13 protein-coding genes and 2 pseudogenes are annotated in these 18,134 nt (G+C 68.4%); 10 read left to right on the top strand and 5 right to left on the bottom strand.

Annotated features, from left to right (window positions below; translation table 11 throughout):
* Position 1: 1 nt before the first annotated feature.
* From Vqi01_RS21830 to Vqi01_RS21815, 4 genes are all read right to left on the bottom strand, one after another.
* Positions 2 to 1,006, bottom strand: a complete 1,005-nt coding sequence (locus tag Vqi01_RS21830) for a class I SAM-dependent methyltransferase (RefSeq protein WP_239098572.1) — start codon at positions 1,004 to 1,006, stop codon at positions 2 to 4.
* A gap of 61 nt (positions 1,007 to 1,067) precedes the next feature.
* Positions 1,068 to 2,363: a lysine N(6)-hydroxylase/L-ornithine N(5)-oxygenase family protein gene (locus Vqi01_RS21825; protein WP_204036693.1), complete on the bottom strand. Its 1,296-nt coding sequence runs from the start codon at positions 2,361 to 2,363 to the stop codon at positions 1,068 to 1,070.
* 6 nt (positions 2,364 to 2,369) lie between these two features.
* On the bottom strand, positions 2,370 to 3,371 hold the full coding sequence (locus Vqi01_RS21820; protein WP_204036692.1) for an OsmC family protein: 1,002 nt from the start codon (positions 3,369 to 3,371) through the stop codon (positions 2,370 to 2,372).
* A gap of 5 nt (positions 3,372 to 3,376) precedes the next feature.
* The gene (locus Vqi01_RS21815) at positions 3,377 to 4,675 is read right to left on the bottom strand and encodes a trans-sulfuration enzyme family protein (protein ID WP_204036691.1); all 1,299 of its coding nucleotides are present in this window, start codon (positions 4,673 to 4,675) and stop codon (positions 3,377 to 3,379) included.
* Positions 4,676 to 4,878: 203 nt separating this feature from the next.
* Here Vqi01_RS21815 and Vqi01_RS21810 point away from each other — a divergent pair, with 203 nt between their 5' ends.
* The 10 genes and pseudogenes from Vqi01_RS21810 to Vqi01_RS21765 all read left to right on the top strand — a co-directional run bounded on the left by Vqi01_RS21810 (position 4,879) and on the right by Vqi01_RS21765 (position 17,392).
* Entirely contained in the window at positions 4,879 to 5,307 is a 429-nt protein-coding gene (locus Vqi01_RS21810) for a GFA family protein (RefSeq protein ID WP_204036690.1), read from the top strand.
* 16 nt (positions 5,308 to 5,323) lie between these two features.
* Positions 5,324 to 6,238 (top strand): phytanoyl-CoA dioxygenase family protein, encoded by a 915-nt coding sequence (locus Vqi01_RS21805; RefSeq protein WP_204036689.1) that lies wholly within the window; start codon positions 5,324 to 5,326, stop codon positions 6,236 to 6,238.
* A 46-nt stretch (positions 6,239 to 6,284) separates the two neighbouring features.
* Positions 6,285 to 7,187 carry a 2OG-Fe dioxygenase family protein gene (locus tag Vqi01_RS21800; protein ID WP_239098571.1) on the top strand — a complete coding sequence of 301 codons (903 nt, stop codon included), beginning with the start codon at positions 6,285 to 6,287 and terminating at the stop codon, positions 7,185 to 7,187.
* 6 nt (positions 7,188 to 7,193) lie between these two features.
* Positions 7,194 to 8,321 (top strand): annotated as a pseudogene (locus tag Vqi01_RS31675) (MalY/PatB family protein); the annotation flags it as partial.
* Between the two features lie 90 nt (positions 8,322 to 8,411).
* Positions 8,412 to 10,109, top strand: coding sequence for an aminoacyl--tRNA ligase-related protein (locus tag Vqi01_RS31670; RefSeq protein WP_372444399.1), 1,698 nt, complete (start codon positions 8,412 to 8,414; stop codon positions 10,107 to 10,109).
* A gap of 77 nt (positions 10,110 to 10,186) precedes the next feature.
* A complete protein-coding gene (locus tag Vqi01_RS21785) occupies positions 10,187 to 11,494 on the top strand; it encodes an aminotransferase class V-fold PLP-dependent enzyme (protein WP_204036688.1) in 1,308 nt (435 codons plus the stop codon).
* A 160-nt stretch (positions 11,495 to 11,654) separates the two neighbouring features.
* Entirely contained in the window at positions 11,655 to 12,398 is a 744-nt protein-coding gene (locus Vqi01_RS21780) for a thioesterase II family protein (protein WP_204036687.1), read from the top strand.
* Positions 12,399 to 13,227: 829 nt separating this feature from the next.
* Positions 13,228 to 15,285, top strand: coding sequence for a threonine--tRNA ligase (thrS, locus tag Vqi01_RS21775; protein WP_204036686.1), 2,058 nt, complete (start codon positions 13,228 to 13,230; stop codon positions 15,283 to 15,285).
* A gap of 72 nt (positions 15,286 to 15,357) precedes the next feature.
* Complete coding sequence (locus tag Vqi01_RS21770; protein ID WP_204036685.1) at positions 15,358 to 15,729, top strand: hypothetical protein; 372 nt, start codon at positions 15,358 to 15,360, stop codon at positions 15,727 to 15,729.
* Positions 15,730 to 15,889: 160 nt separating this feature from the next.
* Positions 15,890 to 17,392 carry an MFS transporter gene (locus Vqi01_RS21765; RefSeq protein ID WP_239098569.1) on the top strand — a complete coding sequence of 501 codons (1,503 nt, stop codon included), beginning with the start codon at positions 15,890 to 15,892 and terminating at the stop codon, positions 17,390 to 17,392.
* An 85-nt stretch (positions 17,393 to 17,477) separates the two neighbouring features.
* On the opposite strand, the pseudogene Vqi01_RS31665 reads toward Vqi01_RS21765, so the two are convergent.
* Positions 17,478 to 17,663 (bottom strand): annotated as a pseudogene (locus Vqi01_RS31665) (His/Gly/Thr/Pro-type tRNA ligase C-terminal domain-containing protein); the annotation flags it as partial.
* Positions 17,664 to 18,134 lie beyond the last annotated feature (471 nt).

Genomic DNA, 18,134 nt, shown 5'->3' with positions numbered 1-18,134 from the left:
ATCACCGGGGCTCGAGCTCGAAGATGACCTCGTTGGCGACCATGTCGATGGCGTGCTTGTGCCGCAGCCGCCAGCCGCCCTCGGTGAAGACCGATTCCCAGTCGGCCGTTGTGGGGATGAAGGTCCCCATCAGGTCGTGAGCCACCTCGAAGCCGAGCATGAAGACCGGCATCTCCTGCTCCGCGACGCCGACCGAGCGGGTGGCGTCGCCGAGCAGGAACCGCCGCACGTTCGGGAAGAGCTCGCGCAGCCGCCGCAGGGCAGGAACGCACCGTTCCCGGGGCCACAGGTCGTGCCCGGCCATGAAGAGGGTCAGCAGCTCGACGTCCGCGAACTCCGGCCGGGCGTCCATGCGGAGCATGTCGGCCTCCACGAAGGTCATCCGATGGCCCAGACCGGCCTGGGTGGCGTCCTCCTCGGCGGCCTTCAACGCCTCGGGTGCGATGTCGACGCCGACCCCTCGGGCCTCCGGATAGCGGCACAGCACCTGCTGGAGGCGTTCCCCGCTGCCGCAGCCCAGATCGGCCACGGCCCGGACGTCGAAGTCGAGGCCCTCGACCGCCGCCCAGAACCACGGGTCGTAGCAGAAGACGCTGATCTCGCGGCACGCGCGGGCAATGGCGGCCGAGTCACGCTGGTAGAACTGCCCGTTCCGGTTGCCGTTGCGTAGCACCTCGGGCATCTGGCGGAACAACTCCGCGCTGCCCCTGACGAGCCAGTGGAACAGCGAACGGCTCTGGTAGATCTCGTCAAAGACGCCACCGGCCGAGACCCTCGTGCCGTCGCGGCGTACCACGTCCATGGCGGCCAGGGCGCGGAACATGGCGAGCGTTCCGGTGGCGTCGAGGTCATGGGCCGCGGCGAACTCGCCCGAGTCGAGGGCACCCTTTTCCCGCAGTTCGTCCAGCGCGCCCAGCTCCCACGCCGCGGCGATCGCCCAGGCGGCCACGGTGGAGTTGTAGATCCGGGCGGCCGACGTCCAGGCTCCCGCGTCGGCAGAAGTCACGAGGATCTCCTCTCGATTACCGGTCCCAGGGCTGTCAGGTGAGGTGCCGGCGGGCCCGCTGTCATACCGGGTGCACGCGCGCCGGCTCCTGCCAGTCGAGGGACAGGGTGATGTCGTCCCGTTTGAGCGAGTAGTGCTCGCGGTCGAGCAGGCTGTTGATGATCACGGCGCTGCGCCAGGCCACCAGCCCGAGGTTCGGGTCGGCGATGCCGTGGCTGTGGCGGGCGCCGTTCTGGACGTAGATGCGGTTGGTGTCCGGGCCGTCCCAGTGCACCCGGTAGTCCCGGCCCACCGCGTAGGCGTCGCCGTCGACCGGCAGCCGGTCGCGCAGCGGTGCCATGAAGTCGGGCAGCCGGGCGCCGTAGCCGGTGGCCAGCACGACGAGGTCGTTGCGGGTCTCCCGCTCCGCGCCGGTCAGCGTGTCGGTGAGTACGGCCCGGAAGCCGTCCCGCTCCGCGCTGATCCCGGTCAGTCGCGCACCGGCCAGCAGCTCGTGCCGGAACGGATTGTCCGAGAGGTAGTCCAGCTCGTACAGCCGCCGGTAGACCTGCGCCAACAGCTCACCGGTGATGCCGCAGCTGGCGGCCTGCTGCCGGTCGAGCAGCCGGGCCCGGTGCGTGGTGGACTGCTCACGGAAGTATTCGACGAAGCGTGGGTTGAACCACTCGTTGGCGAACGGTGAGGCGTCCAGCGGCGCGAAGCCACCGCTCCCGGTCACCCAGGTCAGCCGGGCGGGTAGCCCGGTGCGGCCGGAGAGCAGGTCCATCGCCACCTCCCCGGCGCTTTGTCCGCCGCCGACCAGCAGCACGCGCCGGCCGCCGACCGGGACCTCCCGGTCGAGGTGCTCGGACGCGTGCCAGACCCGGGGGCCGGTGAGGTGCCGGGCGCACTCCGGCACCGCGGGTACCTGACCGACGCCGATGACCAGGTGGTCGGCGCGTCGCGTCCCCCGGCCCGTCCGGACCACGAAGCCGCGGTCGTCGTGCTCCACGGCCTGGACCGGTTCGTGCAGGGCGACCCCGAGCAGGTCCGCCGCCCACCGGAAGTACTGGTCGAACTCCCGCCGACCAACGTGGTCCGGGCAGGCGACGAGGTGCCGGTAGAGGCGGCCGTGCTCGTGCAGGAAGTTCAGGAAGCTGAACCGGCTGCGCGGGTCCACCAGCGTGACGAGGTCCTTGACGCCGCTGACCTGGAGCCGGGAACTGGGCCAGAGCATGCCGGGATGCCATGCGGTGGACCCCCGCGACTCGACCACGGCCACCCGCAGCTCCGCGGCCGGCTCGGCGAGCGCGGCGAAGCTCAGGTTGGCCGGGCCCCCGCCGATGGCGAGAACCTCGGCGCCGTCATCGTCCCTCATCTCGCGTCACCCCTCGCGGCCGAGGACCAGCGAGACTCCCCCCGGGTTGGACCGGGAGACCAGATCGCGGACCTCGGACTGGGCGAGCGCGGCCGTCAGGATCTTCTCCACGCCCGTCTCGGCGCGGAGCGTCTCGGGCACCACCACGCGGCACGTGACGCCTTGGAGGAAGACCACGTCGCGCTCCTTGAGCAGCAGCCCTCGCATGTCCTCGCAGGCGCTCGTGCTCACCTCCCACAGGTGCCGCTCCCCGGTGAGCCGGTACGCGACCCGGCCGAGCTGGTCGGCGACGTCCGCAGCGAGGCCCATCAGCAGGTACTCCTGCGGGTTCGGTCCCCAGTCCACACCGGTGAGCTGTTTGGGCTGGTCGACCCGGAGCATCCGCCGGCCGTTCGGGTACGACACCAGCTGGGTGCCGCTGACCCAGCGGACCCGGCAGGCAGCCGGCCGCCGGTCCGTGATCGGCTCGGCCTCCACGGTGAGCTGCCGGCGGGTCGACTCGTCGGTGCCGACCAGGCAGTCGAAGGAGATCGGCACCGGCCGGATCATCGTCGCCATGTTTGGGCTGTACGTCTGCATCTGCTCGACGAGCTCGTTCATCAGCGGCTCGTCGGTCACCCCGTCGACGCTGAGCCGGCAGCGCACCGCCTGCCCAGGCTCACCGTCCGGCGCGCCGTACTCGATGAGCATCTCGATGCCGTCGAAGATCAGCTCGCGGGCGCTGCCGCCGCCCAGCAGGGTGGTCACCCCGCACGAGGCGATGCCGGTGAGCGCCAGGTCCATCGGGGACGGGCCGTCCGGGTCGCCGCCGGTGCTGTCGGCGAGTTGTACGCCGAGAGCGCGTACCGACTTGACAGTGCCGAAGAGCGCCGGCCCGATCGCTGCGGAGAGCCCGCGGTGGGGCGAGTTGCACGCCGTGGTGGTGTAGATGTAGGACGCCTCCCGGGGGTCCTGCTTCACCTCGTGCATGACCTCGCTGAACCCGGCGGTGTAGAAGCTGTTGCGCATCGCGGTCACTCCCCGTTCAGGGCGTCGTTCAGGTCGTCGATCAGGTCCCGGACGTTCTCGATGCCGACGGAGAAGCGCACCAGGCCGGGCCGAATGCCGATGCTCGCGCGCTGCCCGGAGGTCAGTGAGCTGTGCGAGGTGTTGCTCGGCATGCTGACCAGGGACTCCACGCCGCCGAGGCTGGTGGCCACGTAGGGGATCTTGAGCCGGCCCATGAACGCGAGGGCCGCGTCGTCGCCGCCGCGCACCTCGAAACTGACCACTCCGCCGAAGCCGCGATAGTCGTCGCGAGCGAGATCCGCGTAGTGCGGGCCGCCGACCTCCGGGTGGTGAACGGCGGCGACCCGGTCGTGGGTGGCCAGGAAGCGGGCGATCTCGGTGGCGTTCGCGTTCTGCCGCTCGACCCGCAGCGCGAGCGTCTTCATGCCCCGTTCGAGCAGGAAGCAGGAGAGCGGTTCGAGGGTGCCGCCGAAGCGCAACGTCTGCGCCCAGATCCGGTCGAGGAACTTGCGGCGGCCGACGACCGCGCCGGCGGTCAGGTCGCTGTGGCCGGCGAGGTACTTGGTGGCACTGTGCACCACGATGTCGGCGCCGTGGGCGATCGGTCGCATATTGACCGGGGTGAGGAAGGTGTTGTCCACCACGAGCAGGGCATTGGCCTCCCGGGCGATCTCGGCCAGGGCGCCGATGGGCGGGGCCTTCAGCAGCGGGTTGGTCAGCGTCTCGAAGAAGAGCAGCTGCGTCTCCGGCCGTACGGCAGCGCGCACGGCGGCCAGGTCGTTCGGGTCGACGAAGCTGACCTCGCGCCCGGTGGAGGGCATGTCCTCGCGCAGCAGGTTGTACGTTCCGCCGTACACGTCGTAGGCGGAGATGATGTGGCTGCCGGCGTTGGTCAGCGCGAAGATGGTGCTCGCGGTGGCGCTCATGCCCGACGAGGTGACGATGGCGCTGCGGCTGCCCTCCAGTGCGGCCAGCTTCTCCTGCACCGCCCACTGGGACGGGTTGCCGTACCGGGTGTAGATCGGCACGTCCCGCATGGCGCCGTCGGCGAAGGCCGAGTAGCTGGCGTCGTCGAGCAGGAACGTGCTGGTCTGGAAGACCGGGGTGCCGACACATCCGGTGACCGGGTCCTCGTACGTGCCCGCGTGCACCGCCAGCGTCTCGGGCGAGAGTTCCCGCGGGAGCAGCCGGTGATGGGCCGAGACCGGCCCGGCGAAGCGTACCCGGGTGAGATCGTCGAACCACTTGGCGCTGCTGCTGCGACCCTCTTCGAAGCCGATCGCGGTACGACCGTTCAACTCCACCTGTACCTCGATTCTGGCGCGTCGACATGGTGGACAAGTCGTTTTCAGGATGTGCCGGGCGAGCGTATCAGTGGGTCGTCGGCAAGTTGTCTACTCGACATATACGCATCGTCAACGTCGAGATCCCGCGCGATTTCTTGACACCCTCATCCCGCTCACTCATGCTCAGATTCACTTGTGTTCCATCCAGTGGGAGGACGCTGGTGTCTGGCGAGGAAACCACGACGAGTGACCCGATCGAGCGCGTCTGGTACCACGGCGAATGTCATTGCGGAGGAGTGCGGTTCTCGGCCGCCGCCAGCCGCAATCTCACCATTTCACTGTGCAACTGCGGGATCTGCTACAAGTCGGGGCATCAGGAGCTGATGGTTCCCGAGGAACGGTTCAAGCTGCACCAGGGGCAGCAGTACCTGAAGCCCTACCGGTTCGGCAACTGCATCGCCGACCACACGTTCTGCGCGGTATGCGGGATCATGCCCTTCTATCGGCCCCGCTCGCATCCCACCGGCTACTTCAGTGTTAACGCGCGATGTCTGGATCTCTCGCCCGCGAAAAACATCGAGTACGTCGAGTTCGATGGCCAGAACTGGGAGGAAAGCATTGCTGCCGGACAGCACGTGCTGACCGAGTGACGAAGGGAAACGGTCCGTGACAAAGCTCGAGCAGGCCGCTCTCGATTACCGTACGAACGGCTACGCCATCATCAGGGACGTCGTCTCCATCGATCTGCTCGAGGAGATCCGGCGGCATGTCGAATGGCTCATCGCGAAGTACCCGGAACTGCGGCCGGAGCACCTGCACCACCCCCTCATCCGCAACGACGCGTTCTGGGTACGGATGATCCTGGAGCCGGCCCTCGTCGACATCGCCGAGGCCATCCTCGGTCCCGACCTGGCCTGTTTCACCGCGCACTACGTCTGCAAGCCCCCGTACGACGGGCACGCGGTCCTCTGGCACCAGGACGGCGCCTACTGGCGGCTGGACCCGCTGGAGGCGTTGACTGTCTGGCTGGCGGTGGACGAGAGCACCACCGAGAACGGCTGCCTCCAGATCATCCCCGGCACGCACCACGTCCCGATCCACCCGCCGTCGCTCCGCGACGACGTGCCGAACCTCCTCTTCTCCGAGTGCGACGAGGGGGTCGTCCGGGAGCTGATCGAGGAGCACGGCGTGGTGGACATCGAGTTGAACCCGGGGGACGTGTCCATCCACCACCCCAACGTGCTGCACTCGTCGGCCGCGAACACCTCCGACAAGCGCCGCTGCGGCCTGGACATCGGCTACATCTCGACGTCCACCCGGATCCTCGCCGACGGTGTCTACCTCGACCCGCTGCTGGCGCGGGGCCGGCGGATGCCCGGGATCAACAACTACCGGCCGATGCCCGACTACCAGACCGGCGAGAGCATCCCCTTCGTCGGCGCCGACACCTGGAACGAACGGATCCGGGCGCTCAACGAGGCGAACGGGACCAGCGCGAAGGACCGCCGTGGTGACGCCACCCCGGTCGAGGCGGCGATGAACATGGTCTCCCGATTGAAGGAAGGCACCGTCACCCGGTAGCCGGACACAGTTCTTTCCCCAGCCGCACGAGCGCGAAAGGATCGCGATGACAGACATGGACCTGGACGAGGCGTTGGCCGAAATCGCTCAGATCAAGGAGCGGTACGTCCGCGACCGGGCGGCCTTCGTCCGAGGTGAGCACCTGATCCGCATCCTCTCGGCGTTCGGTTCCACACCGGAGAGCGTGGCGGCGTTCCAGCGGGTGACCGAGGGCCTGCCACCGGACCCGACGCTGGCCTTCCGCAAGGCACGCAACGGCCGCTTCTGCCTCGACGTGGCCGCCGGGCGGGCGTACCGCACGGAGTTCCAGCCGTTCGTGCTCACCGCGGACGAGGACTTCGTGCGGCACGACTCGGGCAAGGTGCGCCACTTCGCCGAAATCAACGACGAGACGCAGCAGAACCCGACCTTCCAGGCGCTGCTGATCTTCAAGATGCTGGTCGTCAACGACGTCGAGATCGTCCACCGTCCCGGCCTCGACTACGACGCGGACCGGTGGATCTGCACCGCGTTCCACACCCGGACGATCACCACCCAGGAGCTCACCGGGGAGCCGGCGCTCGAGGGCGTGCACAGCGACGGCGTGGACCACACCATGACGATCCTGCTGGGCAGCGAGAACATGTCCGAGGAGAGCGCGGTCACCCAGATCCACGACATGCGGGAGAAGAACGCGACCCGCTGGTCGGACGTGAACCCGGAGCTGGCGATCGGTCGCTGGCAGCATCGTCACTTCCTGGACAGCATCCTGATCGTCGACCACGAGCGGAAGCACAGCGTCTCGACGATCGAGCAGCGGGATGTGTCTGTCCCGGCGCGCCGGGACATGCTCGTGCTCTTCACCCGCCGGGCGGCGGTCGAGGGCCACGTCTCCTACGCGTACGACTCGATCGCCCCGCACGAGACCCTCCCGATGGAGGTCAAACTGCTGGTCCCAACACACGGCTGACGGGGGATGGCCCCGCACGACGCCGTCGCGGTCGAGCCGTTCGGCTTCGAGGACCCCACGATCGCCTCGCTCCGCGCCGCTGGCTCCTACAAGTGGACCGAGTTCGGCCCCCACCTGCTGGGCGCCGGCGCGGCGGAGATGGACTTCGGCACCGCGCCGGCGGTGACGGCCGCGCTCCGCGACGCCGTCGACCGGCAGGTCCTTGGGTATCTCACCCCGTCGCTGGAGGCTGAGGCCCGCCTCGCCTGCGCGCAGTGGCAGCACGAGGAGTACGGGTGGGCGGTGGCCCCGGCCGACGTGCGGCTGGTGGCCGACGTGGTACGGGCCCTGCACATCGGCGTGGCGCACTTCGCCCCGCCCGAGTGGCCGGTGATCGTGCCGACCCCGGCCTGGTCGCCGTTCCTGCTGGTGCCGAAGCTGCTCGGCCGGCAGGTGGTCGAGGTGGAGCTGAGCCGCACCGCCGGCCGCTACCACCTCGACCCCGACCGGTTGGCGCGGGCCTTCGGCGCCGCCGGCGGAGGGCTGCTGCTGCTCTGCAATCCGCACAACCCGACGGGCCGGGTCTTTGACGCCGACGAACTGACCGCGATCAGCGCGGTGGTCGAGCGGCACGGCGGACGGGTCTTCGCCGACGAGGTCCACGCCCCACTCGTCCTACCCGGTCGCCGGCACGTCCCGTACGCGACCGTGACGCCCGCCGCGGCCCGGCACACGCTGACCGCCACCTCGGCGTCGAAGGCCTGGAACATGCCGGGCCTGAAGTGCGCGCAGGTGCTGCTCAGCAACGACGCCGATCGGGAGCGCTGGTCCCGGCTCGACCGACTCGCGCTCGACGGCACCGCCACCCTCGGCGCGGTCGCCGCCGTCGCCGCGTACCGGAACGGCCGGCCCTGGCTGGCGGCGCTGCGCAGCTACCTCGACCGCAGCCGGTGGCGCCTGGGGGAGCTCCTGCGCGAGCACGCCCCAGCGGTGGGCTACACGCCGCCGGAGGCGACCTACCTGGCGTGGCTGGACTGCCGGGCGCTGCGCCTCGGCGGGACCAGCCCGGCCCGCCACCTCGCGGAGCACGGTGGGGTGGGCACGCTCGACGGTGCCGAGTGCGGCACTGGTGGCGCCGGCTTCGTGCGACTCAACTTCGGCACCCCCCTGCCGGTCCTCACCACCATCGTGGCCCAGCTCGGCGCCGGCGCCGGCACGCCACCCGACACGACAAGAAGGGCGCCCGTGTCCGCACCGCTGTCCGATCAGTCCGCCCGCCCCGCGCGGGTGGTGGTTCCCGCGCACCACCCGGTGGCCGGTGCCGTTGCCGAGGCCGAGTTGCCCACCGAGGGACCTGAGGCCGCCGTCGTCGTGCGGGACGCGCAGGGCGTGCTGCGCGACCTGGCCTGGGCGCCCGACGTGGCGGCCGAGGTCGAACCGGTCGTGGCACACACCGACGACGGACGGGCGGTGCTGCGGCACTCGGCCGCGCACGTCCTCGCCCTGCCCCACCCGCCGACCGAGGACGACCTCGCCCTGCTGGAAAAGCAGATGCGGCAGATCGACGGGGCCGGTCAGACCTTCGCCCGCCGTACCCTCGACTCCGTCGACGCAGCCCGCCAGGAGCTCGCCGGGGAGCCGTACAAGCTGCGCCTTCTCGACCTGCGGGCGGCCGGGCGGCGCGACCACCGCCGGCTCGGACCGGAGCTGGATCTGTTCAGCTTCCCGGACGAGGTCGGCGCTGGCCTCGCGGTGTTCCACCCCAGGGGTGGGGTGGTGCGGCGAGAGATCGAGGCCCACGCCCGCCGCCGGCACCAGCAGGCCGGCTACGACTTCGTGTACATGCCGCACCTCACCCGCGCGGAGCTCATCCAGATCTGCGGTCCGCTGGAGTGGTACCGCGACTACATGTACCCGGTCATGCGCTTCGACCTGAATGTGGACGAGCACGGCACCGCGGCCCCGGGCGATTTCTACCTCAAGCCGATGAACTGCCCGCTGCACAACGTGATCTACCGGTCCCGGTCCCGCTCTCACCAGGAGCTGCCGCTGCGGATGTTCGAGATCCGCACCATCTACCGGTACGAGCCCGGCCCGATGCACGGGCTGACCGCCACCGGGGGCATGACGAACGACGACAGCCACGTGTTCTGCACCCCGGAGCAGCTCCGGGACGAGCTGGCCGGCCTGCTCGCGTTCGTCCTCAGCATGCTGCGCGACTACGGCCTGACCGACCTGCACCTCGAAATGACCACCCGCAACGACGCCCAGTACCTCGGCACCGACGAACAGTGGGCGACCGCCACGGACGCGCTGCGGGCCGCTGCGGCCAGCACGCCTCTGCCGCTGGTGCTCAACCCCGGCCGTGCCGAGTTCTACGGCCCGCGGATCGCCGTGTGGGCCACCGACTCGCGGAGTCGGCCGTGGAAGCTCTCCACCCTCCAGGTCGACTTCAACCTGCCGGAACGCTTCGCGCTGGCGTACACCGCCCCCGACGGCAGCCGGCAGCGCCCACAGATGATCCACTGCGCTCTGTTCGGGTCGGTGGAACGGTTTTTCGGCATCCTCACCGAGCACTACGCCGGCGCGTTCCCCGCCTGGCTGGCGCCCGTGCAGGTGGCCTGCATACCCACCGCCGCCGGGGCCGTCGGCCACGTACGGCAGGTGGCGGACGCGCTGCGGGCCGCTGAGGTCCGGGTGGACCTGGACCTGTCCGACGGCGACCCGGCGGCGCGGGTCGACGCGCACTTCGCCCAGCTCGTCCCGTTCCTGGTGCTCGCCGGCGACGGCGAGCAGGCCGCCGGCACGGTGTCGGTGCGGTTCCGCGACGGCGGACAGCTCGACGGCGTGCCCGCGGCGGCGGCGGTCGAGGCGATTGGCTCGTGGATCGCCCGACGCGACAACGCCGAACCGACCGCCGCCGCCTTTTCGGTCGCGGCCTGAGCGCAAGGCCCCGGGTGGCCCCCGCCCGCCCGGCCGTCCCACCGGTCCCCAGCCTGATCTCGTGATGGAGTCCATTGATGAACAACACCATGAATCTCCCGGTCGACGAACACACCGCCAACGACGAGTGGGCCCGGAAGGTACGGGCCGAGTTCCCGTTCTTCCAGCAGCCCGACGTGGAGCCGATCGTCTACATCGACAACGGGGCCACCACCCAGATGCCGCGCAGCGTCATCGACGCGATGGCGAACTACTACGCCACGTCCAACAGCAACGGCGGCCGTGGCATGTACCGGCTCAGCCTGACCAGCACCGAGCTGCACCATCGGGCGCGCGAGCGGACCGCTGGGTTTATCGGCGCCGACGTCGACGAGATCGTCTTTACCAAGAACGCGACGGAGAGCGTCAACCTGGTGGCGCGGACCTTCGGGAAGAGCGTCGTCGGAGCCGGTGACGAGGTCCTGATCACCGGGATGGAGCACCACTCCAACATGCTGCCATGGCGTCAGCTTTGCGAGCGCGTCGGCGCCCGGCTGGTCGTCGTACCGGCCGCCGACGGGGTGCCGGTGTCGCCGGAGGAGTTCGAGTGTCACCTGTCGCCCCGGACGAAGATGGCAGCCATCACCCACATCTCAAACGTCCTGGGCACCGTCAACCCGGTGGCCGAGCTGGTGGAGGTCGCCCACCGGCACGGCGTACCGGTGCTCATCGACGGCGCGCAGGCGATCTCCCGCCGGCCGGTCGACGTCCGCGCGATCGGCGCGGACTTCTACGCCTTCTCTGCCCACAAGATGTACGGTCCGGCCGGCGTCGGGATCCTCTACGCCAAGCGAAAGCACCTGACCCAGATGCCGATGCATCACCTCGGTGGCGGCAGCGTCCTGGACGCCTCGTACGATCGGGATCTGCTGCTGATGCCGGCCCCGTACCGCTTCGAGCCCGGCACGCCGAACATCGCCGGTGCGGTCGGCCTGGCCGCGGCGATCGACTTCCTTGACTCGCTCGGCTGGGACTCGATCGTGGAGCACGACGCGGCCCTCGCCGTCGCCGCCGCGATCGGCCTGTCGGCGGTCGACGGCGTCCGGGTGCTCGGCGACCCGGTGCGCAACAAGGGCGGCATCGTCTCCTTCGTGGTGGAGGGGATGCACCCGTACGACGTCGGCAACCACCTCAACGAGCACAACGTGGCGGTCCGTACCGGGGTGCACTGTGCCATCCCGCTGGTGGACAGCCTCGACGTGGTCGGCACCGTGCGGGCGTCCTTCGGCGTCTACAACACGATGGCGGACGTGGAGAGCCTGATCAGCGCGATCCGCACGGCCAGCCCCGGCATGTGGACCACCGACTACCCCAACGAGCGGCTGCTGCCCGAGCACAAGGCCTGACCGGGCTGGCACCAGGCGGGGCGCGGAATCGGCTGCAGGAGGGCGCAGATGGGTGGTTACGGCGGCGAACGCCGATGCCATCGGTTGATCTCGCCGGCGATTCTGGAGGATCCCGGCCCGGTTTCCAGGCGCGATGGCTACGACAGGGAAGCGAGGAACCATGGCCAACGAGCCAAACAGGTGGATTCGCCGTTACCGGGCCGCACCCGACGCGGCGGTGCAGCTGGTGTGCCTCCCACACGCCGGTGGAACCGCGAGCTACTACCAGCCGATGGCGAAGTCGCTGTTCCCGGAGGTCGAGGTGCTGGCGGTGCAGTATCCCGGCAGGCAGGACCGCTTCAACGAGCCGTGCATCCGCGACTTCGCGGCGCTGACCGAGGGCGCGTTCGCCGCAGTGCACTCCGCGCTGGACGACCGACCGGTGGCGCTGTTTGGGCACAGCATGGGCGCGCTGCTGGCGTTCGGGCTGGCCAAGCGACTGGAGGCCAACGGGATCGAGCCGATCACCCTGTTCCCCTCGGCCATGCGGCCGGCCGGCCGGCCGCATGACCTCCCGCACCTGGCGAGCGACGACGATCTCATCGCGGAGATCGCTACGCTGGACGGCACCGAGGAGCGGCTGCTGGACAACGAGGACATGCGCACGGTTTTCCTGCCGGCCCTGCGCGCGGACTATACGGCGTTGTCGACCTACCGGCTCGACGACATCGGAGTGGCGTGCCCGGTCGTATCCCTGGCCGGGGACAAGGACGACCATGTCCCGGCCGAGGACGTGGCCACGTGGGCGAAACACACCACGGGCCCGTTCGACCTGCACGTTTTCCCCGGCGGGCACTTCTATCTGAATAGACAGTGGAACGACGTCGCGGCGATGCTCAAACAGCAGGTCGCGGGGCTGTCATGATGTGATCCCCCGAGGCAGCGGTCGAGGCTTGGCGGGAACCACGAAGCGTGACGCCCGTAGCTCATGCTGTCGGCAACTGTTGGTGTGTCTGATGGCGCTTTCGGCATATCTCGTGGCAGAACAGGAACGAGCAGGTGACAGGCCCCGCGGAAACAGATAGGGCATCGTCCTAGGGAAGCGAGAGCTGCGGACCTTGGGGTGCTTGTGTGGGGAGAAGTTGTCGCAGATCAGAGGCACGATAGGCAATCACGTGGGGTCCGACCTGGTAGATCAGATTCCGTCGCAAGAACCTGCCTACCGAGGCCCCACGTCCTGTCTCAGATCCTTGTCGAGATCACCTCAATGCTTTGTCAACACATTGTCAACGGCCCCGACGTGCCTGTTTCTTGACATCGGCTCCACAGTCCGACAATGCTGAATGCCATCTCACCTGCCACTGGCTGGAGAACGACATGACCAATGAAGAGAGCAACAGAAATGAGCCTGTCGAACGTATCTGGCATCACGGAGAACGCCACTTGCGGCGGCGTCCGCTTCTCGGTCCCGCGAGCCACAACCAGGCCATTCCACTACTCAACTGCATGTAACCGCATTGCCGATCATATATTCTACGCGGCGGCGGAATTATACGGTCCTACCGCCCAGTCTCACATCCCACTGGATTTTTCAGGTGAACGCAGTGGTGCCTCGACTCGGGGCCGCCGAGCATATCGAGTTAGTGGAATTCGACGGCCAGAATTAGGAAGAGCATCGCGGCGGGAAATCGCGCGACGGGCCCGCGCCACGTGACTCCGATGAACCGCAGACCGTCCGCAAAGGAGGACAAATCATGTATGTCCCAAGCCTGTCAGCGCCTGCCGAACAGGTGATGGTACCGGCGGGGACCGCAGCGGGGGCTGCGGTCCGGGCGGCCGGTCTGCCGACTGAGGGTCCGCACGCGATCGTCATCGTGCGGGACCCGAACAGCGGACTCCACGACCTGGAGTGGGCGCCGGAGGTCGACGCCCAGGTCCAGGCGGTGCCGGCGAGTAGCCCCGACGGACTCGTTGTGGTCCGGCACTCCGCGGCACTCGTGCTCGCACAGGCCGTGCAGCAGCTGTTCCCGGACGCCAAGCTCGGGTTGGGCGCACCAACTGTCGATGGCTTCTACTACGACTTCGAGCTGCAGCGTCCCTTCAGCGCCGAGGATCTCGCGGTAATCGAGAAGCAGATGAAACAGATCATCGCCGCCGGGCAGCGCTTCACTCGGCGGGTGATCGACTCGGTCGACGAGGCCCGGCAGGTACTCGTGAGCGAGCCGTACAAGCAGGAGCTGCTGGACCTGCGGGAGACCGGCAACCCCCGCGTCGGGTCCGGCATCAGTGCCGTCGACGTCGCCGGTGTCATGGCCACCGAAGGTGACCTCGCAATCTATATCACCATCGCTCCGAACTCCGGCGAGCAGGTGTGGTGCGACCTAAGCCGTGGCCCGCACGTGCCCACCACATCCGCGATCCCGGCCGTCACGCTGCTCCGATCAGAGCAGGTGTGCTGGGAAGGAACGGAAAGGAGGCAGCTGCAACGTATCCACGGCACCGCGTGCGAGTCGCCCGAGGTGCTGGCCGACCACCTTTGCCTGCTCGACGCGGTGCGGGCACGCGACCATCGCGAGCTTGGCCGGAAACTAGACCTGTTCACCTTTCCCGACGAGGTCGGGGCCGGGCTCCCCGTGTTTCACCCCAAAGGTGGCGTGCTGCGCCGCCAGGTGGAGGAAAACTCGCGCCGTCGCCACTTCGAGGACGGATTCGAGTTCGTCTACACTCCGCACCTGTCCCACGCGTCATTGATCGGCGGAACCCGGCCGTTAGAGCTGTACCGCGACAAGATCTTCCCGACGATGCATTTCGATGCGGAGTCCGACGAGGGTGGAACGGTGCTCGGTAAAGGCCGGGACTATCTGCTGAAGCCGATGAACTGCCCGTTCCACAACCTGATATACACCTCGCGGGAGCGGTCGCACAACGATCTGCCGTTGCGAATGTTCGAGATGGCCACTATCCACCGCTACGAGCCGGTGCCCGTCCGCGGATTGCTCGACAGCCGCGCGACGACGATGGACGATACCCACATCTTCTGCACGCCCGAGCAGCTGCGGGACGAGCTTCGCTCACTGCTCGCCTCGGTCGTCGAGGTGCTGAGCGAATACGGTTTCGCGGACCTGCACCTGGTGCTGGACACCCGTAACGACGAGTACTTCGTCGGCACGGACGAGCAGTGGGCACACGCCACAGAGGCGTTGGCGGCCGCTGGCAATGCGGCGGGGGTCCGCGTCACCGAGGCCCCCGCCGCCGCGCAGTTCTACGGCCCACAGTTGAACGTGCACGTGGTCGACAGCCTCGGCCGGTCGTGGAAGCTGTCCACCTTGCTCGTGGACTTCAACCTGCCGAAGCTTGACGGCTTGACGTACACCAGCGCCGACGGTGCTTCCCGGCAGCCGATGATGATCCATCGATCGCTGTTCGGCTCGATCGAGCGCTTCGTCGGCCTCCTGACCGAGCACTACGCAGGTGCCTTCCCCGCCTGGCTCGCTCCGGTTCAGGTGGCGGTCCTAGCGAGAGGCAGCGAGCAGGCGGCACATCTTCAAGAGGTGACGAAGGCGCTGCGGAGCAAGGATATCCGCATCGAGGTCGACCTCTCGGACGCCTCGGTACCGGACAAGCTGGCCAAGCACTCCGCCCAACTGGTCCCGTTCGTGCTGCTGGCAGGAGACGGCGACGCAACGGTGTCCGTCGTGTTCCGCAACGGACACCGGGCCGACGGCGTGCCGGTGGCCACGGCGGTCGACGCCATCGACTCGTGGATCAGCAAGCGAGTGAATGCGCAACCGACCGCCGAGACTGTGCTGTGATGCGCTGTCCCGTCAGCCGACGAAGATCGGGCGGCGGGACAGCAATCGCGGCTGTTCGCCGGGCGCGCCGGCTTGCCGGCCGTCTCGGCGGAAATCCGCTCGATGAATTCCGGCCGATGGATCGGCCTGCCAGTGCGCTGGGCCGCGCTGCTGACCATCGTCGGCTACGTCGCTGGGCTCTTCGCACCGATGTTGTTCATGGCCTCCGCGGTCGCGGCCGTGCAGTTGGGATTGCTGGTGGCCGCTCTGGCGGCGGCCGGCGCCGCGGGTCGGTCCACGATGCTGGCCGGCCGCGCGATGCGCTTTCTCGGCGACACTCCGTTCGCGTTCTATCTGGTGCACGACCTCGTACTGATCATGTTGTTGGTTGGGCTCGGTGCCGACGTCGGCCAAGCCTGTGGCAGAGCACCCTGCTGGTGCTGGCCGGCTTCGTTGTCAGCCTGATTCTCGCGACGGCGTTGCACCGCCTCATCGAGCTGCCCGCGATGCGCCGGTGGGGCCGTTTCCGGCCGGCCGGTGCGAAGCCCCAAACGACTACCGGCCCAGTGCCGGACGCCGGAGCGACATTCTTCAGGAGCGTGTAGTGACTAGTCCGACTGAGTCAGTGGATCGCCGCCGATGGTTCATCATGGCCGTCCTGTGCCTGTCCCTGGTCATGGTGGTCATCGACAATACGGTGCTCACCGTCGCCGTGCCATCGGTGATGACAGATCTGCCGGCGACCGTGGCACAGGCTCAGTGGGCGGTCAGTGCGTACCTTCTGGCGCTCTCGAGTTTTGTCCTGGTCGGCGGGGCGGCAGCCGACCGCTGGGGACCGAAGCAAACCCTGATGGCCGGGCTGATGCTGTTCGGGGTGGCCTCTCTGGCCGCAGCATTCTCGTCGGCGCCCTGGCAGCTGATCGCCGCACGATCGGTGATGGGACTGGGCGCGGCCTTGATGATGCCGAGCACCCTGGCCGTGGCGATGCGTACGTTCAGCGAGGAAGAACGGCCAAAGGCGATCGGAATCTGGATGGCCGTGGCGGCAGCTGGCACTGCCGGAGGACCGGTACTCGGCGGTTTCCTGATCGCAACCTGGTGGTGGGGCACGGTATTCCTCATCAACGTCCCGATCAGCGTCGTCTGCATGGTCGCGGTGACGGTGACGGTCCCGGATACCGGCGGTACAAAGGGTGAGCGGCTGGACTGGATTGGCGCTTGCCTGTCAGTGGTGGCGATGGTCGGCCTGGTGTGGGCGATCACCACTGTGCCGACCCATGGCTGGACTTCCACCGCCGTGCAGATGCTCGCCGCTGTGGGCGTCCTGGCCCTGGTGGCCTTCATCCTCTGGGAACTGCAGCAGAAAGCGCCGATGCTCGATCTCGCGCTTTTCCGCAACACTCGGTTCAGCGCCGCGGTGCTGGGCGGCCTACTGGCCAGCTTCGGCATGGCCGGCTCGCTGTTCGTCCTCACCCAGCACTTCCAAATGCTGCTCAATTACAGCCCGGTTGCGGCCGGTACCCGCATGCTGCCACTAGCGATCAGCATGCTTTTCAGCAGTGCGCTGCTCAGCGCTCTGCTTCTGAAAATGCTGAAGGCGCCGGGCGCGCTGCTGGCCGGCATGTCGGTGGTGGCGGCCGGCCTACTGGTGATCAGCCTTATCCCGGTCGAACGGTACGTCGGCAGTTTCCTCGGCCTCATCCTGGTCGGACTCGGCATGGGCGTCGCCGGGCCGGTGGCCACCAACGCCCTGATGAGCGCGCTTCCGGTCGCCAAAGCAGGCACCGGATCGGGCGTCGGCAGCACGATCCAGGAGTTCGGCAACGGCCTGGGCGTCGCCGTCCTCGGTGCCGTCCTCACCGGCTTCTTCGTCGCCCGGATCCCGGCATCGCTGCAGGAAGCAGGAAAGCAATCCTTCACCGACGCCATGCAGCAGGCGGCATCGAGTCCGAACGCCGACGCGCTGTCGGCCCAGGTGCGCGACGCCTTCGGTCAAGGGCTGGCAGCCAGCCAGTCCGTGGGCGCTCTGGCCGTGCTCGTGGGCGGTATCGCGGCGACGATCCTGCTCTGGCGGGCCGAGTCGAGAGCCGCCGCACCGAGTACATCGCAGACGTCTTCGGGTCGTTGAACCGGTCGTCGGATCCGGCGATCGCCGCCTGCACGCGCGCGACACCACCTGGTCCAGCAGCACCTGGGTGGTCACGCCGGTCCGCCAGTTCCACGATACCGGCGGCCAGGCCTCGCTTGCCCACCGTCGATCGCCGCGGGATACCAATCAGCCCGGCATCCTGGAAGTTCACGCCAGCCCGCTCGTACCGATCATCGATGATCATGTCGACGCTGGCCGCGCCGAGCGCGTCGTAGAGCTGTTCGCTGTCGGCGTACGGGAGAGTGCCCAGATAGGTACGGTTGGTCGTACCGGACTGGCCACATCAACTCGTACGCCGACACCTGCAGCGCCATCGGCGGACTCCAACTCGCCAACGCTGCTCTCGGTCAGCAGCCGTGCCGCTGTCCACCCACTGCGGTGGGGGTCGAAGCACGAAACGCCTCAACGTCGATGCGGCCCGCCACGGGCGCACACCCTACCGGCTACTGGCCGGAGGGAAAGCGGGCGGCGTCGAGCTTGGCCAGGAACGTCGGCCGGCGGCTGTGTTGCACCCGCAACTCCTGCAGGTACGCGTCGAATCGGGTGAACGGTGGCCGCGTACGCCTCGCGCAGGTGGCGCAGCAGCGTGATCGCCTTGTCGTAGCGGCGTTTGTCGTAGGAATCCAGCAGTTGGGCGTCGGTGGGGCTGCGGCGGTAACGGGCCTCGATCTCCCCAGGGGACCGACCTAGCCGCCGCAAATGACAACCGTTATCGTCTTAC

The organism is Micromonospora qiuiae (assembly GCF_016863555.1).
Taxonomy (GTDB): domain Bacteria; phylum Actinomycetota; class Actinomycetes; order Mycobacteriales; family Micromonosporaceae; genus Micromonospora; species Micromonospora qiuiae.
The sequence above is the reverse complement of the archived record's forward strand: the minus strand, read 5'-3'. Positions and strand labels throughout refer to the sequence as shown.